The following is a 21,673-nucleotide window of genomic DNA, read 5'->3' on the forward strand; positions in this document are numbered from 1 at the left end:
GCTCGCTCTGGCCGGCTCCGATGTGGCAGATGCCACCGACGGGGTCAGGCACCCGGTATGCCGGGTACGTCAGCGCTGCGCGTTACCGTGTGGCGGCATTATGCGGATGCGAGCATAACTTCGCAAACGCGGAATGTCCCCTGGGCGATTATTAAAAATTATTTCAGCGCTGAAATGCCCGCGAAGCCGGGCACGGCCGCGCAAAGCGTACCCATTTCTGCGTGCGATTTGCGAGCCAGCCGCATGCTGACTCAGCCGGCTCAGCCAGGCCCGGGCGCACCCTTTGAAAGCGCGGCAGCGCCCCCGGCCGCGGCTTCCAGTTCAGCGGCCTGCGCGGCCTCCGTGGCCTGGGCCGGTGTGACCCCCGAGCCACCCTCGACCTGCACCGTCACCCGCTGCGTGGCCATGCTGATGCCATGCTGGTCGAACTTGCGCTTGAGCCGCACGTTGAAGGCGCGCGTGATTTCCGCCTGGGTCAGGGGGCGGGTCCTGAACTGGGCTAGCACCACCGAGCCGTTGGGGTCGAAGCGATCGAGGCCCAGGATGTCGAGTCCGGACAGCAGGTTGCGCGCGTAGCGGAAATCGCGCGCCACCTCGGCGCCGGTCTCGCGGATCAGCTCGATGGCCTGGTCGAGATCGCTGCCATATGCCACGCCGATATTGAACACGGCAACGGCGTAGCCGCGCGACATGTTCTTGATGGCCTTGATCTGGCTGTAGGGCAGTATATGCAGCGCGCCCTTGCCGTCGCGCAGCTTGACGGTGCGGATGGTCATGGCCTCCACCGTGCCGATATGGTCGGGCAGTTCCACCGAGTCGCCGATGGCGATCGAATCCTCCACCACGATGAACAGGCCGGTGATCAGGTCCTGCACCAGGCTTTGCGCGCCAAAGCCGATGGCCAGGCCGACCACGCCGGCGCCGGCCAGCAGCGGCGTCACGTTGACGCCGAGGTTGGCCAGCACCACGATCAGCGTGATGACCAGCAGCGCGACGAACAACGCATTGCGCACCAGCGGCAGGATGGTCCTGGCGCGCAGGCTGGGCTCCTGCCCGCGGCCGTGCGCGGGCGTCAGCGTCTGGGTGATGGCCGTATCGATCAGCAGCCACAGCAGCCACGACAGCAGCACGGTGCTGGTCACGCTGAACACGGCCTCGCCGATGCGCTTGCCGACTGCGGTGGATTCCATGACCGAGAACAGCGAGGCGCCCCAGATGCGGCTGGCCAGCTCGAAATAGGCAAACCAGATCACTACCCGCACCAGCGCCACCGCGAAGCGGCCGAAGCGCGACAGGTAGGCCGAGCGCTGGCGGTCGCGAAAGCGCGGTGCGCGGTGCGCGGACTTGGGCGAGCGCCCGGTCACCAGCGTCAGCATCAGCGCGGCGACGAACAGCGCCACCGAGCCTACGGTGCGCCGCAGGAAGATGTCCGCGTAGCCGGTGGCCAGCACCGTGCCGGCCACCGAGACCACCACCACCGCCAGCACCGGCAGGTGCCAGCTCGCGCCCACCAGGCGCAACAGGTCCATGAGAGCGGGGTGCCCCTGGCGATAAGCCAGCGGCCGGTTGCTGATGATCTGGCCGATCTGCCGGCGAAAGCGCAGCGTGAAGGCGCCGATCAACAGCGCCGCGGCGATGTTGGCCCCGGTTGACACCAGCGCTGACAGGTTGGTGCCGAGCGAGGCGATCACGCGCGCGTCGGTCGTGACGTCACCCAGCGCCGCCAGCGCGCCGGTGGCGAACAGCAGCCTGCGGGAGTGCAGCAGCATGTCGCGCACCGCGTGTGCGCGGTGGGCCGAGGTGAACAGCGCGAAGATGACCTGGCACACCGCGCCCATCACGGCACCGGCCACCACCGAATAGGCAATCACCATGCCAGCTACGCTGGCGGGCGAGCGCCCGAACACACCGTTGGAGAGCAGCATCGCCAGGGCGAAGGCCACCACCCACGGCGCCACCCTGCGCAGCATGTACAGCCCGACGTCCATCCAGGACGGCACCGCCGGCAACTCGTGGCGTATCGCTGGCCGCAGGCGCCGGTTGCGTACCCTTCGCACCGCCTCCCGCAGCAGCCATCCGGCGAAGAACCAGGCCGCGAGCACGGTGGCGAACTCCCGTGCCGATTGCCATGGCGAGCGCGCCCCGTTGATGGTCAGCGCGGCCAGCCATTCCTCGCGCGCGAAACCGATGCGCCAGCGCCAGTAATGCCACGGCCCCTTGTCCTTGCCGAGCGACGCATCGAGATGGTCGACCGCCTCGGCCAGCGCCCCGAGCAGGCCGGGCTGTGGCGCCGACGCGGCACTGGCCGCGCCAATGCCCTTGCGCAGCGTCTGCAACTGGTCGACCAGGGCCTTGCGGTCCTTGTCGTTCTGCAGCGTGGTGATGACCTGGTCGAGCGACTGCGCGAGCGGCTCGCTGGCCGCAGGCTGCGAGGCCGGCGCGGACCCGGCTTTGACGACCGCCGCCAGCGAGGGCAGTCCGGGCGGCGCCGCCAGTGCCGGCTGCGCCGCCAGCGCGAGCCAGAGCAACAGCATCAGCATCAGCATCAGCAGCGCGCCGGGCCGGCACGCGGCCGGTAACGTTAGGTGGGTTAGGTGGGTTAGGTGGGTTAGGTGGGACCTGATCACGAGCGTCATCCCATGCGGGTACAGAGTGCCCGGGCAACGCCGGGGGGATGCCTGACACTGTAGCCCATTGCGGATACCGCACACGCCGTGGAATCGTGCAGCGCCGCAACAGGCCTTGCCGGTCACACAGCGCATCCGGCATGGCGCATCTCGCGCGGGCAGCAGGTGGGGCGTGCTGCCCGCGTACCATGGTCACGTGCCCGTGTCTGCCGTTTGCGGTCAACGGAGTGGCGGTGCGGGCCGTTGAGTGAGGTATTGCGTGTCGGTCGGGTTGCGGCTGTATGCAGCCCTGTCGTTTCGTTGTCCCAATGGCATTGTTACCGCAGGAGCCTGTCATGAATGCTATGAAAGCCTTGAACTCCGTTACCGCGTCGCCAGCCCCGCTCGGCCGGCGCATTGGCTTGCCCCTGCTGCTGGCCGCAGCGCTCTTCGCCTCGGTCCCGCACCTGGCGCGCGCCCAGGCCACGCCCGCAGCACCCGCCGCACCCGCTGCTGCTGCGCCAATGGCCAAGCCTGCGGCGCCCGCTGCCTCCGTGCCGATGGCCAAGCCGGCCGCGCCCGCCGCTGCCGCCGCCCCGGGTGGCGGCCCTGGTCAGGTATGGGTCAACAAGACTTCCAAGGTCTACCACTGCCCCGGCACCAAGTACTACGGCAAGACCAAGAACGGTGCCTACATGAGTGAAGCCGACGCCACCGCGCAAGGCTTCCATGCAGACCACGGCAAGGCATGCAAGTGAGCCGCGGGAAGCGTCGTCAGGAGGGCATGGCATGCACCTGATCTGGGTCATTCTCATCGGCTTTCTCGCCGGACTGGTGGCGCGCCTGCTCACGCCCGGGCGCGGGCCAAGCGGTTTCTTCCTGACCGCCGGCCTGGGCATCGTCGGCTCGCTGGCAGCGACCTTCCTTGGGCAAGCCCTGGGCTGGTACCGGCCCGGCCAGTCCGCCGGCTTTGTCGGCGCCGTGCTGGGCGCGGTGATCCTGCTGGCGCTGTATCACCTGGCAACGCGACGCTAGGCAAGCCGCCGATTCTTCAAGTGGCCAATGCTGCTGCCCGCGGGCATGTCCCGTGGGCAGCAGCGTTCGCGCCGCGCGCTGGCGTACTCACGCTTTCTTGCGCTTTCTTGCGCTTTCATGCATTCGTCGCTTCCGACGATGCGTTGCGCGCCGTCATCCCTGAATCTCCATACCACGCCGGCAAGCCTGTCTATTGGGCTCGCCGGACTCAGGCATTCCGCCGTTGCGCGTAGCGTTGCGCGCCGACGGGCAACGGGGAATGGTTCAGCACACATCAAGAAGACGTGGAGACAAGATGGAACTCAATGCATCGGTAACGGCAGTGATCACGGGCGGCGCGTCGGGCCTGGGCGAAGCCACCGCGCGGGCGCTGGCGGCGCACGGCGTGCGCGTCGCGCTGTTCGACATGAACGCGGAGAAGGGCGAGGCCGTGGCGCGTGAGCTCGGTGGCGTGTTCTGCCAGGTCAACGTGACGTCGGAAGCCGAAGTCGAAGCCGGCTTCGCCAAGGCACGCGCGGCACTCGGGCAGGAACGCATCCTGGTGAATTGCGCCGGCACCGGCAACGCCATCAAGACCGCATCGCGCGCCAAGGAAGCGCCGGACCAGATCCGCTTCTTCGCCTCGGACGCGTTCGAGCGCATCATCCAGATCAACCTGATCGGCTCCTTCCGCTGCCTCGCGCGCTCGGCCGCCGGCATGCTCACGCTGGATGCGCGCGACGGCGATCGCGGCGTCATCATCAATACCGCCTCGGTGGCGGCGCAGGACGGGCAGATGGGCCAGGCGGCTTACTCGGCCTCCAAGGCTGGCGTGGTCGGCATGACCCTGCCGATTGCGCGCGACCTGTCCGGCGAAGGCATTCGCGTCAACACCATCATGCCCGGCATCTTCAATACGCCGCTGCTGCAAGGCGCGCAGGAACACGTCAAGGCCGCGCTGGCCGCCTCGGTGCCGTTCCCCAAGCGGCTCGGCGCGCCGGAAGAGTTTGCCTCGCTCGCGCTGGAGATGTGCCGCAACAGCTATTTCAACGGCGAAGCGGTGCGGCTCGATGGCGCCATCCGCATGGCCCCGCGCTGATCCGGCAACTCAGAAAAAATAATAAAGGGCGCGCGCATGCAGCAGGACCGAGAGAAGGAGACGCTGATGGATTTCAGTTACCTGGCCACACTGCCGCATGCGCTGCGCCACTTCGCGCAGCGGCGGCCCGATGCGGTGGCCTACGCCTTCGAAGGCAGGCTGACCACCTATCTGGAGCTGGACCGCCAGAGCGACAGCGTCGCCCAGGCGCTGGCGGCCGCGGGGGTCGGGCCCGGCGAGCGCATCGGCTATATCGGCAAGAACTGCGATCACTACTTTGAGCTGCTGCTGGGGGCGGCCAAGATGGGCGCCGTGATGGCGCCCGCGAGCTGGCGCCTGGCGCCGCCGGAGGTTGGCTATATCGTTGGCCACTCCGATGCCGCGCTGCTGTTCGTGGGGCCGGAATCGGCGGACCTGGTGCGCAAGCTGCTGCCCACGCTGCCGTTGGTGCGCGAGGTGATCGCCATGGAAGGCGGCCAGCCAGACTGGCCCGCCTATGCGGACTGGCGCGACGCGCATGCCCCCACGCCGCCGGTGCACCAGCCCGCCGCGCATGATGTGGTGCTGCAACTGTATACGTCGGGCACCACCGGCCGTCCCAAGGGCGCCATGCTGACCCACCGCAACCTGACCGCGGGCACGGAGGCCAGCGAGCGCGAAGATATCGCCTGGTCGCGCTGGACGGACGACGATGTTTCGCTGGTGGCGATGCCGGTGGCGCATATCGGCGGCTCGGGCTGGGGCTTGCGCAGCTTGCTTGCCGGGGCCAAGGGCGTGGTGGCGCGCGATTTCGATCCCGGCGCGGTGCTTGACTTCTTTGAGCGCGAGCGCATCAGCAAGCTGTTCCTGGTGCCCGCGGCGATGCAGTTCGTGCTGCGCGACGCGCGCGCGCGCAGCATCGACTACTCCCGCCTGAAGACCTTGCTCTATGGCGCGGCGCCGATCCCGGCAGCGTTGCTGCGCGAAGGCATTGAAGTCTTCGGCTGCGGGTTTGCGCAGCAGTACGGCATGACCGAGACCACCGGCACGGTGGTGGCGCTGCCGCCGGAAGACCACACCACCGACGATGTGCCGCGCATGCGGGCCGCCGGCAAGCCGCTGCCCGGCGTGGAAGTGGTGGTGGTGGACTGGGAAGGCCGGCGCCTGCCGCCGGACGAAGTCGGCGAGCTGATGATCCGCTCGCCGCAGAATATGGCAGGCTACTGGAAGCAGCCCGACGAGACGGCGCGCACCATCGACGCCGACGGCTGGCTGCGCACCGGCGACGCCGGTTTTCTCGACGCCGAGGGCTATGTCTACATCCACGACCGGGTCAAGGACATGATCATCAGCGGCGGCGAGAACGTGTATCCCGCCGAGGTCGAGAGTGCGATCTATGGCCACCCGCAGGTGGCGGATGTGGCCGTGATCGGCGTGCCCGACGAGAAATGGGGCGAGGCGGTCAAGGCCATCGTCGTGCCGCGGCCCGGGCAGGCGCCAGATCGCGACAGCATTGTGGCGTGGGCGCGCGAGCGGCTGGCCGGCTACAAGATCCCCAAGAGCATCGAGTTTGTCGATGCGCTGCCGCGCAACCCGTCCGGCAAGCTGCTGCGCAGGAAGCTGCGCGAGCCATACTGGGAAGGGTACAACCGGCGGGTCAATTGAGGCTGGCGCACACGAATGCAAGACGCTCGGTAGGCTGCGCTCTCCCATTTCATGGGAGAGCGCAGCGAGTCAGTGATCATCGGGACACATTCTTCTTGAATGCCTCCACCTGCCCCACGGAACACGTTACGTAACGCGTAACACGCAGCCGGCCCCCCGGGGGGCGCTCTTGGCTGGCGATACGCGCAGCCAAGTCCTTCCTGCCTGGCACGCCATCCCGCAAGGCGTTATGGCGCCTGCCTTCCCGGCCGGCGCCATCCCTCACGCAATTCCCCTCGCACCCGCTGCGCTCAATGCCTTGCAGTTGGCACACGGCTTGCTGTATTGCCTGTGACAACGTTGCCGCGGATACCAGCCAAGCCGGATGGGCATGTCGTTGCCAAGGAGGGAGCAGATGGAACCGGAACGCAGCAGGTCGCACGGAGGTACGCGGTCATGAATGCACTCCTGATTGAGGACAACCCGCTCTTGCGGCTCGGCCTGCTGCGCATGCTCGGAGGCGTCGAGTGCTTGGGCCATGTGATCTGCCTGGACCCGGCCGATTTCGCCCTGCTGCAGGGGCAGATGAACGACTTTGCGCTGGTGATCCTCGGCTTGCCGCAGACGCAGGATCGCGCACGCGCGCCGCTGGAGACCGCACGCACCGTGCTATCGGCGCAGTACCTGCTGCTGCTGGTCGATGGCACGTTGCCGCCCGTGTTGTCGCCGGATCTGGCGCGGGGCGTCTGCACGTGGCTGCCGAAGGCGTCGTCGCTCGCCGCGATCGAGGCGGCGATCCGGCTGGTGCTGGCCGATGACACGCGTTGGCATGGCGCGCCGGTCCCACATCCCTACGCGCCGTTGCAGGCGCTGGCGGCGCAAGGTGGGCGCATCGACCTGCTGCGCGACGAGGCGCGCATGTTGAAGCTCACGCCGCGCCAGTACGAGGTGCTGGTCCTGCTGTCGCACGGCTATCCGCTCAAGACCGTGAGCCAACTGCTCAATATCTCGGTGGCTACCGTGAAGAGCCATGTCGCGCTGCTGTACCAGCGCCTGCAGGTCAGCAACAAGAGCGAAGCCATCCATGCCGCCCGCCAGCGCGGCGCCAGGTTCCAGGCGGGCAGCAGTCACGGCAGCAACGATCGTGGCGCGGTCCACGCCTGGCCCTAACCCCGGTTTCCCGTTCAGGAGAGCACCATGCGCAACCACACCGCGAGGGACGCGGAAATCGCCGCCGCCATCGACGCCACCCTGCTGCGCCGCCGGCAGCAGTTCGACGGCCAGCCCGCCGCATGGCATGTGCTGTGCGAAGCCGCGCACGTCGCCACGCTGGGCGAGCCGGCGCGCCGGGCCTTCGTCGCGCGCGTGGCAGCCAGCCGTGGCGCCGACATCGCCCTGCGCCTGCTGCTCAAGGCACAATCGATCCGGGCTACCGTGACCGCGGCGCTGGAAGCCGGTGAAGACGTGGACGCCGGCCAGCCGGCGAGGCCGCCGGGCGGGAACGCAGCCCGGCTGGCGGGCCGCTGCACGGAAGGTGCCGCTTATCTGCTTACCTGCTTACAGCCCTAGCACCAGCTTGGCGATGATGTTGCGCTGGATCTCGTTGGAGCCGGCGTAGATCGATGCCTTGCGATAGTTGAAGTAGCGCGGCGCCAGCGGCGCGGCATAGCCGGGGCCCACCTGCGGCCCCGTGGCGCGTCCCTGCAATTCGCCCCAGCCGTCCTGCACGAAGGGCAGCGCGTACGGCCCGGCCGCTTCCACTGCCAGCTCGCTGATGGCCTGGATGGTCTCGGTGCCCACCAGCTTTAGCATGCTGGAGGCGGCGCCGATCGAGGTGCCCGACGCCACGCTGGAAAACAGCCGCAGCTCGCTCGCCTCCAGCGCGGCCGCGCGCACGTGCAGCTCCGCCAGCTTGCGGCGGAACGCCGGATCGTCGAGCAAGCGCCCACCATCCTCGCCGGGCTCCTGCTCCGCGATGCGCGCCACCTTGGCCAGTTGCTGGCGCAGCATCGGGCCGTAGCTGCCGCCGCGCTCGAATTCGAGCAGGTACTTGGCGTAGGTCCAGCCCAGGCCCTCCTCGCCGATGCGGTTCTCCACCGGCACGCGCACATTGTCGAAGAAGACCTGGTTGACTTCCTGCTGGCCCTCGACCGGGCCATCCAGCGTGGGCAGCGGCGCCACCGTGATGCCGGGCGTGCGCATGTCAACCAGCACGAAGGAGATGCCGTCCTGGCGCCGCGCGTCGCGGCTGGTGCGCACCAGGCAGAACATCCAGTCGGCCCACTGCGCATGCGTGGTCCAGATCTTGGAGCCGTTGAGGATGTAGTGCTCGCCATGCGCATCGCGCCCGCGCTCGGCGCGCATCTGCAGCGAGGCCAGGTCGGAGCCGGAATTGGGTTCCGAATAGCCCTGGCACCACCAGATGTCGGAGCGCAGGATGGGCGGCAGGAAGCGCGCCTTTTGCTCCGGGCTGCCGTATTTCATGATCACCGGCGCCACCATCTTCAGGCCCATCGGCGACACGGTCGGGCAGCCGGCGGCGGCCGTCTCCGCCTGGAACAGGTAGCGCTCGGCCGGAGACCAGCCCGGGCCGCCATATTCCTCGGGCCAGTTGGGCGCGGCCCAGCCACGTTCGAACAGCTTCTTCTGCCAGCGCACCTGGCCTTCCTTGTCGAGGTAGCCATTCTTGGTGCGCGCCATCAGGGCCTTGAGGCCGGGGTCGAAGGCTTCCTTGATCCAGGCACGGACCTCGTCGCGGAACTGCAGCTCTTGCGGGGAGAAATCGAGATTCATCGATGGGCCTCGGGATGTTCGTCAGTGCGGGGCTGGGATGCGTGGGCTCACGCGGCAGCCGGATACAGCAGGTCGGCGTAGCGGCGCAGGTGGTGTTCGGCGGAGCCAAACTGCAGGTCGATCGCGGTGACGCGCTTGAAGTAGTGGCCAACCGCCAATTCCTCCGTCACGCCCATGCCGCCATGGATCTGCACCGCGGCCTGGCCGACGAACCTGCCGGCCTGCCCCGCCTGCGCCTTGGCGGCGCTGGCGGCGAGCGCGCGCTGCGCGGGCTCGGCGCCGGCCTGCATGGCGGCGACTTGTGTCAGCGCCACGGTTTGCTCTAGCTGTACATACATGTCGGCCATGCGGTGCTGCAGCACCTGGAAGGTGGCAATCGGCACGCCGAACTGCTTGCGCTGGCGCGCGTAGTCGACCGTGTCGCCGAGCATCCGGCTCATGGCGCCGCCGGCTTCGGCGCACAGCGCCACCGCGGCCTCGTCGCTCAGGCGCTCGATCAGCGCCAGCGCGCCGCCCTCGGCGCCCAGCAAGCCGCCGTCCGGCGCGAAGACGTTGTCCAGGTGCACGTCGGCCGCCCGGGAGCCATCCAGGGTAGGGTATTCCTGCAGCGTCACTCCGGGCGCGTTGCGCTCGATCCAGAACAGGCTGATGCCGTCCCGGTCGCGCCGGGTGCCGCTGGTGCGCGCGCTTACCACCAGATGCGTGGCCCACGGCGCGGCCACCACCACCGCCTTGTGGCCGCTAAGGCGCCAGCCACCCTGCGCGCGGACGGCGCCGGTCTGTACATCGTGCAGGCAGTAACGGCTGCGCGGCTCGGCGTGCGCCCAGGCCACGGTGGCTTCGCCGCCGATGATCGCCGGCAGCCAGCTGGCGGCCAGTGTCTCGCTGCCATGCAGCAAGGCGCCGCCGCCAAGCACCACGGTAGACACGTAAGGCTCCACCACCAGGTGGCGGCCGAACTGCTCCATCACGATCGTGTGGTCGACGGCATTGCCGCCGAGGCCGCCGAAGCGTTCCGGGAACGCGGCGCCCAGCAGCCCTAGCTCCTGCGCCAGGGCTTGCCAGCAGGACGCCCGCCAGCCAGCGGGCGAGCGGATTGCCGCCTGGCGAGCCTCGAAGCTGTAGTGGTCGGCCAGGTAGCGCGCGAGCGTGTCGCGCAACATCGATTGTTCTTCGCTGAATTGGAAATCCACGGTGGTTCCTTGGCGCGGTTGCTGGGGCACTTGCCATTATGTGAAGGGGCCGCCGGTTCGCATCGTCGGATGCGACGAATCGCCTTGCCGCGAGGCGCGCCGCGCGTGCGGCGGCACGGGCGTTTGCGGCACCGCATCAAGGCGCGTTCGTCGCATCCGACGATGCCCGCCAGGGGGGCATGTCCCGACAATGTGCGCACGCAATGCCATCCCTGCCAGTTCCGCGATACCGAAGTCTTCAAGTCACCCAGTTGCCCAGTCACCCAGTTCGGCCACACCCACTTCCAGGAGGGTCAGTCATGCACCCGCATGTTCATGCGCAGCGCACCCCGGACAAGCCGGCCATCATCATGGCCGGCGGCACCGTCGTCACTTACCGCGAGCTTGACGAGCGCTCCAACCAGGTGGCGCGCCTGTTCCGCGACCACGGACTGCAGCCCGGCGACCGCGTGGCCTTCCTGCTGGAGAACCACCCGCGCCTGTTCGAGCTGTGCTGGGGCGCGCAGCGCTCGGGGCTGATCTACGTATGCATCAGCACGCGCCTGAACGTGGACGACGCGGCACATATCGTGGCCGACAGCGGCGCCAGGATGCTGGTCACCTCGCACGCGCAGGCCGCGGTGGCGCAGGGTCTGGCTGCGAGGGCGCCAGGCCTGGTCGCACGCCTGATGATGGATGGCACGGTGCCGGGCTTTGCCGCCTACGAGACGGCGCTGGCCGGGTATCCCGGATGGCGCATCGAGGACGAATGCGCGGGCACCGACATGCTGTATTCCTCCGGCACCACCGGCCGCCCCAAGGGCGTCTTCACGCCGCCGGCCAACCAGCAGATCGACGTGCCCGGCACGGTGGCGCTGATGTGCCAGTCGCTCTACCAGTTCGGGCCGGACACGCGCTACCTGTCACCCGCGCCGCTCTACCATGCCGCGCCGCTGCGCTACAACATGGCGGTGCAGCAGCTCGGCGGCACCTCGGTGGTGATGGAGCATTTCGATGCCGAGGAATTCCTGCGGCTGGTGGCCGCGCACCGCATCACCCACACCCAGGTCGTACCGACCATGTTCTCGCGCATGCTCAAGCTGTCCGAGGCAGTGCGCCAGCGCCACGATGTGTCCTCGCTGCGCTTTGCCGTGCATGCGGCGGCGCCGTGCCCGGTGGCCGTCAAGGAGCAGATGATCGCATGGTGGGGGCCGATCATCTGGGAGTACTACGCGGGCACGGAGGGCAACGGATCCACGGCGGTGGGCTCGGCCGACTGGCTTAGCCACAAGGGCACGGTTGGCCGGGCATCGGTTGGCCAGCTGCGCATCTGCGACGACAGCGGCGCGCTGCTGGGCCCGGGCGAGCCCGGCACCATCTACTTTGCCGAGGGGCGCAGCTTCGTCTACCACAACGACCCCGACAAGACCGCGCAGTCGCGCCACCCGGTGCACCCCGGATGGACCACGCTGGGCGATGTCGGCTACGTGGACGAGGAGGGCTATCTCTACCTGACCGACCGCAAGGCCAACATGATCATCTCCGGCGGGGTCAACATCTATCCGCAGGAGGCCGAGAACCTGCTGATGACCCATCCCAAGGTCATGGACGTGGCGGTGATCGGCGTGCCCAACGAGGACTTTGGCGAGGAGGTCAAGGCGGTGGTGCAGCCACTCGACATGGCGCAAGCCGGCCCGGCGCTGGCCGACGAGCTGCTGGCCTTCTGCCGCACCCATTTGTCCGCCATCAAGTGCCCGCGCTCGGTGGACTTTGCCGCCGAGCTGCCGCGCCTGCCTACCGGCAAGCTGCTCAAGCGGCTGCTGCGCGAGCGCTACTGGACGGGGCGGGAGAACAAGCTGGTGTAGCTGGTATTGGGGCCGCCGACGCGGCATCGCGCACGCGCCGCGTGCCGCGCGGGCGTTTACGCCATAATCAGCCGTTCGATCCCTGGCGCATGTGGCGCCAGCAGCCGGCAACCATAAGCCGGTGCCGATCGCGTGGCATCCACCTTTTCGTGGATGCCGCCGCCAACAGGAAGACACGGCGAATGGCAACAATCGAGGAGACCAGCGCGGGCCAACGGGGCGCCGCCCGCGCCGCCACCCTGGTGGCGAAGCTGCGCCCGCCCATGCTGACCCCGTTCCAGGTGGAGCGCCGCGCCATTTGCGACGCGGTGTGCGCCGCCGGCTTCGTCAAGCTGGTGCTGGTGCGCGCACCCGCCGGCTTCGGCAAGACCACCGCCATGCTGCAATGCCGGGCGCGGCTGGATGCTGAGGGCGTAGCCACGGCCTGGCTCACGCTGGACCGCGCGGACAACGATGCCACGCGCTTTCTCGGCTCGCTGGAAGCCGCCTTCGAACTGGTGCTGCGCAAGAGCGGCACGCCGCTCGCCGCGGCCCAGCCGGCGCCGCAGTCGGTGGGCGAGCATGCGCTCGCGCTGATCGACCGCATGGCGGCCCACGACCGCCCCTTCACGCTGTTCCTGGATGACTTCGAGGCTTTGCAGAACCCCGCCGTGGCCGGCCTGGTCTGGCAGGTGGTCGAGCAACTGCCGCCTGGCGCCCGCCTGGTGGTGGGCACGCGCTGGGTGCCGGAGTCCGGCCTGGCGCGCTTGCGCGCCCGTGGCGAGCTGCTGGAGATCGAGCCGGCCCAGCTGCGCTTTACCGCCGACGAGACCGATGCCTTCCTGCGCCGCGCGCGCGGCCTGGCGCTGCAGCCCGCCGCCATCTCCACGCTGCACCGGCGCACCGAGGGCTGGGCCACTGCGTTGTGGCTGGCGTCGGTGGCGCTGGAGCGGCGCGGCCAGCCGGATGCCTTCATCGCCGGCTTTTCCGGCTCGAACGCTGCGATTGCCGATTACCTGGTGGAGGACGTCTACCTCCACCTGCCCGATGCGGTGCGTGCCTTCCTGTTGCGTACCTCCATCCTCGACCAGCTCAGCGGGCCGCTGTGCGATGCCGTAAGCGGCACCGCCGACAGCGAGGAGATCCTGGCCTGGCTGGAGCGAGCCAACCTGTTCCTGATGCCGCTGGATGGCGAGCGCCACGGCGGCGCCGAGCCGCCCGCCCAGACCAATCAGCCCAATGCGCGCTGGTACCGCTACCACAGCCTGTTCTCCAGCTTCCTGCGCGCGCAGCTGCAGCAGGCCAGGCCGGACGAAGTGCCCGCCTTGCAGATGGCCGCCTCGCGCTGGTACGAGCAGCAAGGCCGGCCGGTGCCGGCCATCGAGCACGCGCTGGCGGCCGGGGCAGTGGCCCATGCGCTGCCGTTGCTGGCGGGCTCGGTGGATGAGCTGCTGGCGCAAGGCCGCATGCGCTTGCTGACGCGCTGGCTGGACGCCGTGCCGGCCGAAGCGCTGGCCGCGTGGCCCAAGCTGCAGATCGCCCATGTCTGGGCGCTGTCGTTTACGCGCGGCCCGGCCGACGCCATCGCGCTGCTGCAGACCATCCCGCTGGCCGGCGCCGAGGGCGACCTGCTGGCGCACGTGCGCGCGCTGCGCCACATGCTGCTGAACATGATGGACCGCTTCGACGAGGCGCGCGCCTACAGCCGCGACGATCCGCTGCCGCTGCCCATGGGCTATCCGTTCCCGGACTCCATCCTTGCCACCTCGATGGCGCGCATGGCGGCCGTCACCGGCGACTACCGCGAGGCGCGGCGCCTGCTGGGCGTGGCCCGGCAGGTGGTGCGCGGCTCCGACAGCAATTTCAACAAAATCTTCTCGGAATCGGTGGAGGGGCTGATCGACCTGCGCCAGGGCCGCCTGCAGCAGGCGCTGGCGCGGTTTCGCATTGCCGCCAGCACCATGCTGCCGAACCGCTATGGCCCCACCAACGGCAACGCCATGGCCGGCATCCTGCTGGCCGATGCGCTCTACGAGATCAACGAGCGCGAGCGCGCGGAGCGCCTGCTCAATGTGTACGTGCCGCTCGCGCGCGACCTCGGCCTGCCCGACCAGATCATCACCGGCCATACCGTGCTGGCCCGCATCGCCTGCGACCGCGGCGACGTGGACGGCGCGCACGAGCGGCTGGCCGCGCTCGAGCACCTTGGGCATCATCGCGGGCTGCCGCGGCTGGTGCTGGGCGCCATGCTCGAGCGCGCGCGCCTGGCGCTGCTGCAAGGCAACCAGCATGCCGCCGAGCAAGCGCTGCAACACGCAGCGGACCCGGCGCTGTGGCGCGCCCGGCCCGGCCTGAGCGCGGTCAGCTCTTTCGCCAACGACCTGGAAGACGTGGTCCTGGGGCGCTTGCGGCTGGCGCTGTTCACCGAGCCCTCCGTGCGCACGCGCGAGGCCATCGAGACGGAGCTCGCCGCCGCCGAGCGCGCGCAGCTGATGCGGCGCGCGCTCAAGCTGCGCATCCTGCTGGCACTGGCCTGCCAGCGCAGCGGCGACGCCGCGCAGGCGTTGCAGGCGATGGGCGAGGCGCTGCGCTTTGGCGCGGCCGAAGGCTTCATCCGCATCTTCGCGGACGAAAGCTCGGACGTGCGCCGGCTGGTGGCCGAGGCCTGCCTGCGCCAGGGCAGCGCGTTGCCAGCGGGCTATGTGGAGCGCCTGCTGCAAGCCTGCGGCGGCGCGCCGGAGCCGGAGGACCCCGCCGCCATGCAGGCGCGCCATGGGCTGCTGGAGCCCCTCACGCCCAAGGAGCACAAGGTGCTGAAGCTGCTGGCCGAGGGCTTCTCCAATGTGGCGATGGCAGATCGGCTCTTTGTCTCGGAGACCACCGTGCGCACCCACCTGCGCAATATCAGCGCCAAGCTGCGCGCCAGCAACCGCACGCAGGCGGTTGCCATCGCGCGGCAACTGGGCTTGCTGTAGCGATCCTCAGGCCGCGTTGGGCAGCCGCAGAGCCATGATGTCGTCATACAGCGCCCGTGGGATGCGCACGCCATGAATCAGGCTGCTTTGCCGTGCCTGGTAACGCCGCTGCGACGGTAGACGCGCCCCTTGGCCGACCATCGCGTCGAACAGCGACTCTGCCCGCGCCAGTTCCGCATCGCACTGCCCGCCCAGAAAGCGCGTGGGATCGATGGCAATGATCAGTTCGCCGCCCATCGGCGACGACTTGGTGCCCGCATCGTAGGCCAGTGAATCCACGCTCGTCATATCGGCAATCAGCGGGCCGGCGAGCAGCTCGACCATGGCGGCGAGGGCCGCGCCCTTGTGGCCGCCGAAGCTCAGCATGGCGCCGTGATCCAGCACGGTGGCGGGATCGGTGCAGGGCCTGCCGCTGGCATCGATGCCCCAGCCTTCCGGAATCGGCTTGCCCGCGCGGCGATGCAGTTCGATTTCCCCGCGCGCCACCGCGCTGGTGGCGAAGTCGAAGATAAAGGCCGGCTGGCAGGGACGAGGCCAGCCAAAGGCCAGCGGATTGGTGCCGAACAGCGGCTTGCTGCCACCAGCCGGCGTCACCCACGCATGGCTGGGCGTGCAGGCCAGGGCGACCAGGCCCGCATCGGTCAGCGGCTCGATGTCCGCCCACAGCGCGGAAAAATGCACGCAGCGATTGATGCCAAGCGCAGCGATGCCTTGCGTGCGGGCCTTGTCGATCAGGTGCGGCAGCGCCGCCTTGTAGGCTACCTGCGAGAAGCCGCCCCGGGCGTCGACCCGTAGCAGGGCGGGCGCCATCTCGTGCAGCTCCGGCACGGCGTCCGGCGACACCTTGCCGGCCTTGCGCGTGGCAATGCAGCCGAGCAGCCGGTAGAGGCCATGGGACGCGCAGCCATCGCGCTCGCCGGCCACCAGTGTGTCGGCGACGCCCTGCACATGCGGCTCGCTGAAGCCATGATGCTGCAGGGTGGAGGTGGCGAGCGCGCGTACCTCCCGCAGGGATAGCTGCACGGGGCCGGTGCCGTGCGCGCTGTGCTGCTGTGCGGCGATGCGATCGTTCATCGGTGCTCCGGAGGTTGGATTGTTCTGAATGCAGGACGCGTGCGTCGGCAGGTGGCGGCAAACCGCACAAACCGCCATCTCCCTAGACTAGTCGTCATCGTCGCCGCCGAGATCCATCTGCGCGGACGGAATGCCGGTGCAAGCGCCCCACCAGTAGAGGCCCACCGCGATGAGTGCCACCAGGGCGGTATCCCAGGGATGCGCGATCGCGCCGATGCCGCCGAAGGCGCCGAGGTAAGACGTCAGCATGATCAGCAGGTAGAAGGCGATCAGCCAGAGCGACGAGTACACCTGTTGCCGCAGACTCAGCCGATGCGTGGGCACCGCGCGCTTGCACAACAGGTAGACCACGAACATGGCGATCTGCAGTCCAAGCAGCCAGGAGACCGTGCCCCAGCCGGACCAGTACACGATCAGCGCGGCGATGATGAACGAGAGCGGGCCGAGCACGGCCAGTCCCTTGACCCGGAACGGGCGTTGCAGGCCGGGCGCATTGCGGCGCAGCGCGGCGACCGTGACCGGCGCGACCGCATAGCTCAGCACCAGCGCGGCCGACACCACGTTGATCATGGCCTCCCACGAGGGGAAGGGCAGGGTCCAGAAGACGGACAGCGCGAAGGTCAGCCACAAGGCCGGCCGCGGAATGCCTGATGCCGCATCGATGCGCGAAAACAGCTTGAAGAAGGTGCCGCCGCGCGCCCAGCCGTAGACCACGCGGGGCGTGGCATTCATATAGATGTTGCCGGTGCCGCTCGGCGAGATCACCGCGTCCGAGACCACCAGGAAAGCCAGCCAGCCCACGCCGAGCGCCAGCGCGATATCGCGGTAATGCAATGAGAACGCCTGGCCAACGCCGGCCCAGCCCTCCGACAATGTCTCGGTTGGCACGCCGCCGAGGAAGGCAAGCTGCAGCAGCACGTAGATGAGTGTGGACAGCAGCACCGACAGGATCAGCGCGATGGGAATGGTGCGCTGTGGCGAGCGGACTTCGCTGGCGACCGAGATGATCGGCGTCAGCCCGAGGTACGCGAAGATGATGCCCCCGGCGGAAACGGCGGCCTGGATGCCGGACAGCCCGAACGGTGCAAAGCCCTGCACGTGCAGGTTGGCCGGCTTGAAATGCGTGAACAGCACCACGATGACCAGCAGCGGCACGACGAACTTGAACACGCTGATGATGTTGTTGGCGCGCGCGAAGGTCTTGACGCTGTAGTAGTTGAGCACGAAGAACAGGCAGAGCATCGCGAACTGCGCCACCCAGCCGAGCGGCGTGGGATGGCTCGACCCCGGCTGGCTCAGCAAGGGGAACCAGGCCGCCGCATACTGGCGCGCGGCCACCACCTCGATGGCGATCAGGCTGGAGAACGCGATCAGCGTGATCATGCCCATCAGGTAGCCCATCAGCTCGCCGTGGGAAAAGACCGGGTAGCAGATGATGCCGCCCGCGCGCGGCAGGGCCGCGCCCAGCTCGCAGTAGACGATGCCGAGCAGCAGCACGGCGAAGCCGCCCAGCAGCCAGGAAACGATGCCGGCTGGCCCGGCGATGGCGGAAACGTGGCTGGCGGCGAACAGCCATCCGGAGCCGAAGATCGCGCCCAGACCGATAAAGGTGAGATCGGTCAGCGAGAGCTGCCGCTTGAACTTGCCTTGCACTGGAGACATGGAGGTTGCTCCTTGGTCATCGAGGGGATGGCCATTCAGGCACGGCGCCCGGCGCGCCCGCCGTCGCGGGTGAGCGCATGGCAGGCGGCGGCCGCGGGCCGGTGGCGTTGTCTCAGGCCCGCAGGCCAACGTCCGGCAGCGCCGGGCGCGTAGCCATCGCCTGCGTGACCACGGCCGTGACCTGTTCCAGCGCCTTGCCCTGTAGCGGCAGGCGCGGAGGCCGCGTCACCGCGCTGCCGCGCCCGGCCAGCGCCTCGCACAGCTTGATGCACTGGACCAGGTCAGGACGCGAGTCGAGGTGCAGCAGCGGCATGAACCAGCGGTACAGCGCCAGCGCCTCGTCGAAGCGCTGTTGCCGGACCAGGCGGAACAGCGTTTCTCCTTCCTTCGGGAAGGCGTTGGACATCCCCGAGATCCAGCCTTCGGCCCCCACGGCAATGCTCTCGAGCACCACGTCGTCCAGCCCTGCAAACAGCACGAAGCGATCGCCCACGGCGTTGCGCAGGTCGATAAAGCGGCGCGTATCGCCGGAGGAATCCTTGAAGCAGACGATGTTCTCGCAATCGGCAAGCGACACCAGGATATCCGGCGTGATGTCGCTGCGGTAGACCAGCGGGTTGTTGTAGAGCATGACCGGCAGATCCGTGCCCGTGGCGATGCAGCGGAAGTGCGCGGCGGCCTCAAACGGAGTGGCGGAGTAGACCAGTGCCGGCATGACCATCACGCCATCGACGCCGACCCGGGCGGCTTCGTTCACCATGTCCCGGGCGAAGGCGGTGGTGAACTCGGCGATGCCCGCGATGACCGGGATGCGGCCCTTGGCGGCGTCCTTCGCGGCCTCGATGACGGCGATTTTTTCCTTGGTGGTCATCGACGTGTTTTCGCCCACGGTGCCACAGACCACCAGGCCGGATACCCCATCGGCGGCCAGGTTGCGCATCACCTTGTGGGTGGCGTCGATATCCAGCGAATAGTCGGCCTTGAATTGCGTGCTGACGGCGGGGAACACGCCGGTCCAGTGGATCGCGTTGCGGCTCATATCGTCTTCTCCTGTTGTTGTCAGAGCGGGGCGCGCCGATGCGGCGCTGCTCGTTAACCCATCGTCAGGTTCGCAGCTGCGCGGCGTTCAGGCTTGAGGCTTTCCGCATGGAAGAAGGACGAAATCGGCACAGCATGTCACGACTTGGCACAACGCGCATCGCGTGGCATCGCGTGCATCACGCGCAGCCCTCGCATGTTCGATGCTCAGCCAGGCGCCGCGTGCTTCCCGGCAGGCGGCCTGAACTGCCGCGGCGTCAGCCCCGTCAGGGCCTTGAACTGGCGGCTGAAGGCGCTGTGATCGGTATAGCCGCACTCCAGCGCAATGTCGGTGATCGGCATATCGGTGGACAGCAGCTCGGAAGCCCGCTCCAGCCGCACCTTGTGGATCATCTGGCGCGGTGTCAGGTGGAAGATGCGCTTGCAATAGCGTTCGAGCTGCGCGGCCGAAAGCCCGGTCAGCGTGGTCAGTTCGGACAGCGCAATGGGACGCGCGTAGTGCTCACGGATATAGGTGTCGACGGCCGCCAGGCGCTGGTAGGCCGGATGCGTATCCCTGGCGAGCTGCAGGTCGTGGGAGATGCCGGCCATGCCGATGATGCGGCCATTGCTGTCGAGCAGGGGGCGCTTGCAGGTCATGCACCAGCCTGCATCGCGCGCGGGATAGAGATGCAACTCGAGCTGCCCGGCAATGGCGCAGCCAGTCTCGAGGACACGGCGATCTTGTTCCGTGTAGCGCTGGCCGAGATAGGCCGGAAATACCTCGGCCGAGGTCTTGCCCAGCAAGGGCTCCACACGCTTGAAGCCGCAGCGGGTGGCGAGGGTGAGATTGGCGACCAGGTAGCGCGCGCGGCAATCCTTGATGAAGAACACCACGTTGGGAATGGCGTTCAGCAAGGGGGTGATGAGCGATATCGCGTCGAGCAGGCTGGCCATGTCGTGGGGGCGCTGCTTCGACATTCCCGCGCAGATGTCGACGAGGTGGGCGATGTCGTCGCCGTCGTCGTGGCTTGCCGATGCCGGTGCCGGTGCGGGCGAGGATTGCCCGGTCCGCGCGGCGTGTCGGGCCGGCAACGCGGGGCGGGAAAGAGATGGCGCGGGCGGCATATTGTCTCCTCATGGCTCTGTTGGGCTAATCGCGCACCGTGGCCGCCGTGCTCAGGGCGGGGCGGGACTGTCTTCCAGCATCAGCGTGCCAATGCGCGCGGGAGACAGCGGCGGGCGCGGCGTGGGCACCGGCCAGCCAAACAGGATGCGGTTGGCCGTGGCGCAGACCCGTCCCTGGCAGGCGCCCATACCGCAGCGTACTTGCATTTTGGCCTGCCAGGCGTCCGGATGCGCGCGGATGGCCGACAGGGGCACATCCTCGCAGCGGCAGATCGGCGTGTCCGGGCGGGCCAGGGTCTTGAGCACGGGGTCGAGGGTGAAGGTGGTCCGTACCTGCTCCGCGAACGCGCGCCAGCGGTCGCGCGACGCCACCAGCGCGACCGCGCGGTCGTCGGCGCCTGCTGCCGCGTAGCCGGCGATCATGCCTTCGAGCAGCGCCAGCTCGCTGCCGCCAATGCCGGTGCATTCGCCTGCGGCGTAGACGTGCCGCAGGCTGGTGCGCTGGCATGAATCGACGCCGATCGCATCAGGGCCGGGATCGAGCCGGCAGCCCAGCAGCGCGGCCAGCCCGGTATTCGGCACGAGTCCGAAGCCGCACGCCAGCCGGTCGCAGGCAAGCTCCGTGGTACCGCTGCCCTGGCGGATGCGCACCGCGCGCAGGCGGTCGTCGCCCAGCGCTTCCACCACGTGGGACCCGGCCCGATAGCGGCCGTCCAGCAGGGCAATGGCCTGTACGGCCTTGGCCGGCCAGCGCCACAGCGTGCTGGCGAAGCGCATCAGGCGAGGCAGCGGCGCCTGCTCGGCGATGCGCGCAATGTGCGCGCCGTGGCGACGCGCGGTGGCCGCCGCCGCCAGCAGTAGCGGGCCGCTGCCGGCAATGACGATGCGCTCGCCCCCGACCGGCGCGCCGGCCTTGACCATGGCCTGCAAGCCGCCTGCTCCGGTGACGCCAGGCAGGGTCCAGCCGGGAAAGGGAAGCAGCAGCTCGCGCGCGCCGGTGCAAAGGATCAGGTTGTGGAAATGAAGATGCAGGGCGGTCTCGTCGTTCTCGACCAGCAGCGCATGGGGTGCCGGCGCCGCGATCACACGGGTCGAGGCGAACAACGCGATGCGGCGGTGCGCGGCGACGGCGTGGCGGAGGCTGCGCGCGGGTGGTGGTAGCAGGATGCCTGGGCCATCGCGCCAGATCTGCCCGCCGGGCGCAGGGTTGTCATCGACCAGCGCGACGCGGCTTCCACTCTCGGCCGCCGCGCGCGCCGCCGCCATGCCGGCGGGCCCGGCACCGACGACCAGCACATCGTACTGGTGCCGACGAGGGCCCGGTGTCCGCACGGCGGTTGTTGCGCGCCGCGCCCTCATGGCGTGCGCTCCAGTACCATGGCCTCCCGGCATACCGTCAGGCACGCCAGCCCGCGCTGGCCGTCGATGGTCATGCGGCATTCCTGGCAAATGCCCATGCCGCAAAACGGGGCGCGTGGCTCGCCGCCGCAGGAGCGGCGCGCAAACGGCAAATCGCTATACGCTAGCGCCGCTGCCACGGTGATGCCCGCCGGCACGCGCAGTGCGCGGCCATTCAGGAGGACCGTCACGGTCGGGATCTTGGCCAGGTTGCGTCTCATGCGTTCTCTCCCTGCCCGGGCGAAGGCGCCGTCTCCATGCCCCCGGG

At 68.8% G+C, this 21,673-nt stretch carries 17 protein-coding genes; 8 read left to right on the top strand and 9 right to left on the bottom strand.

All coding sequences use genetic code 11. The features are described from left to right. Positions 1–260: 260 nt before the first annotated feature. Positions 261–2,540, bottom strand: coding sequence for a mechanosensitive ion channel family protein (locus ACGLHR_RS20545; protein WP_400096133.1), 2,280 nt, complete (start codon positions 2,538–2,540; stop codon positions 261–263). A 422-nt stretch (positions 2,541–2,962) separates the two neighbouring features. On the opposite strand from ACGLHR_RS20545, the gene ACGLHR_RS20550 reads away from it, so the two are divergent. The 6 genes from ACGLHR_RS20550 (at position 2,963) to ACGLHR_RS20575 (ending at position 7,911) form a co-directional block, all read left to right on the top strand. After that, the gene (locus ACGLHR_RS20550; RefSeq protein WP_400096110.1) at positions 2,963–3,364 is read left to right on the top strand and encodes a signal protein; all 402 of its coding nucleotides are present in this window, start codon (positions 2,963–2,965) and stop codon (positions 3,362–3,364) included. Positions 3,365–3,395: 31 nt separating this feature from the next. Beyond that, the gene (locus tag ACGLHR_RS20555) at positions 3,396–3,641 is read left to right on the top strand and encodes a GlsB/YeaQ/YmgE family stress response membrane protein (protein ID WP_318235450.1); all 246 of its coding nucleotides are present in this window, start codon (positions 3,396–3,398) and stop codon (positions 3,639–3,641) included. A 295-nt stretch (positions 3,642–3,936) separates the two neighbouring features. Then, complete coding sequence (locus ACGLHR_RS20560) at positions 3,937–4,719, top strand: SDR family NAD(P)-dependent oxidoreductase (protein ID WP_043357193.1); 783 nt, start codon at positions 3,937–3,939, stop codon at positions 4,717–4,719. A 66-nt stretch (positions 4,720–4,785) separates the two neighbouring features. Beyond that, positions 4,786–6,363: a fatty acid--CoA ligase gene (locus ACGLHR_RS20565; protein WP_400096111.1), complete on the top strand. Its 1,578-nt coding sequence runs from the start codon at positions 4,786–4,788 to the stop codon at positions 6,361–6,363. 435 nt (positions 6,364–6,798) lie between these two features. Then, positions 6,799–7,512, top strand: coding sequence for a response regulator transcription factor (locus ACGLHR_RS20570; RefSeq protein WP_400096112.1), 714 nt, complete (start codon positions 6,799–6,801; stop codon positions 7,510–7,512). A gap of 27 nt (positions 7,513–7,539) precedes the next feature. Beyond that, entirely contained in the window at positions 7,540–7,911 is a 372-nt protein-coding gene (locus tag ACGLHR_RS20575; RefSeq protein WP_400096113.1) for a hypothetical protein, read from the top strand. On the opposite strand, the gene ACGLHR_RS20580 is transcribed toward ACGLHR_RS20575, so the two are convergent. Together ACGLHR_RS20580 and ACGLHR_RS20585 are read right to left on the bottom strand one after the other, a co-directional pair. Then, positions 7,900–9,135 (bottom strand): acyl-CoA dehydrogenase family protein, encoded by a 1,236-nt coding sequence (locus ACGLHR_RS20580; protein WP_318237466.1) that lies wholly within the window; start codon positions 9,133–9,135, stop codon positions 7,900–7,902. The genes ACGLHR_RS20575 and ACGLHR_RS20580 overlap by 12 nt on opposite strands. 47 nt (positions 9,136–9,182) lie before the next feature. Next, positions 9,183–10,328 (bottom strand): acyl-CoA dehydrogenase family protein, encoded by a 1,146-nt coding sequence (locus ACGLHR_RS20585; RefSeq protein WP_400096114.1) that lies wholly within the window; start codon positions 10,326–10,328, stop codon positions 9,183–9,185. A gap of 299 nt (positions 10,329–10,627) precedes the next feature. Between ACGLHR_RS20585 and ACGLHR_RS20590 the strand changes: the two genes are divergently transcribed. Beyond that, positions 10,628–12,172 carry an AMP-binding protein gene (locus tag ACGLHR_RS20590; RefSeq protein ID WP_400096115.1) on the top strand — a complete coding sequence of 515 codons (1,545 nt, stop codon included), beginning with the start codon at positions 10,628–10,630 and terminating at the stop codon, positions 12,170–12,172. A gap of 182 nt (positions 12,173–12,354) precedes the next feature. Then, a complete protein-coding gene (locus ACGLHR_RS20595) occupies positions 12,355–15,126 on the top strand; it encodes a LuxR C-terminal-related transcriptional regulator (RefSeq protein ID WP_400096116.1) in 2,772 nt (923 codons plus the stop codon). 6 nt (positions 15,127–15,132) lie between these two features. Here ACGLHR_RS20595 and ACGLHR_RS20600 read toward each other — a convergent pair whose 3' ends face one another. The 6 genes from ACGLHR_RS20600 to ACGLHR_RS20625 all read right to left on the bottom strand — a co-directional run bounded on the left by ACGLHR_RS20600 (position 15,133) and on the right by ACGLHR_RS20625 (position 21,626). Continuing rightward, positions 15,133–16,200: an Ldh family oxidoreductase gene (locus ACGLHR_RS20600; RefSeq protein ID WP_400096117.1), complete on the bottom strand. Its 1,068-nt coding sequence runs from the start codon at positions 16,198–16,200 to the stop codon at positions 15,133–15,135. A gap of 87 nt (positions 16,201–16,287) precedes the next feature. Further along, positions 16,288–17,862, bottom strand: a complete 1,575-nt coding sequence (locus tag ACGLHR_RS20605) for an APC family permease (RefSeq protein ID WP_400096118.1) — start codon at positions 17,860–17,862, stop codon at positions 16,288–16,290. A gap of 112 nt (positions 17,863–17,974) precedes the next feature. After that, positions 17,975–18,901: a dihydrodipicolinate synthase family protein gene (locus ACGLHR_RS20610; protein WP_400096119.1), complete on the bottom strand. Its 927-nt coding sequence runs from the start codon at positions 18,899–18,901 to the stop codon at positions 17,975–17,977. A gap of 206 nt (positions 18,902–19,107) precedes the next feature. After that, positions 19,108–20,007 carry a helix-turn-helix domain-containing protein gene (locus tag ACGLHR_RS20615; protein WP_400096120.1) on the bottom strand — a complete coding sequence of 300 codons (900 nt, stop codon included), beginning with the start codon at positions 20,005–20,007 and terminating at the stop codon, positions 19,108–19,110. 51 nt (positions 20,008–20,058) lie between these two features. Next, positions 20,059–21,366 carry an FAD-dependent oxidoreductase gene (locus tag ACGLHR_RS20620; protein ID WP_400096121.1) on the bottom strand — a complete coding sequence of 436 codons (1,308 nt, stop codon included), beginning with the start codon at positions 21,364–21,366 and terminating at the stop codon, positions 20,059–20,061. After that, positions 21,363–21,626, bottom strand: a complete 264-nt coding sequence (locus tag ACGLHR_RS20625) for a (2Fe-2S)-binding protein (RefSeq protein ID WP_400096134.1) — start codon at positions 21,624–21,626, stop codon at positions 21,363–21,365. Before ACGLHR_RS20625 ends, ACGLHR_RS20620 begins: the two co-directional genes overlap by 4 nt. Positions 21,627–21,673: the final 47 nt, after the last annotated feature.

It is taken from the genome of Cupriavidus sp. CuC1, from assembly GCF_044627735.1.
In the GTDB taxonomy this organism is placed as follows: domain Bacteria; phylum Pseudomonadota; class Gammaproteobacteria; order Burkholderiales; family Burkholderiaceae; genus Cupriavidus; species Cupriavidus ulmosensis.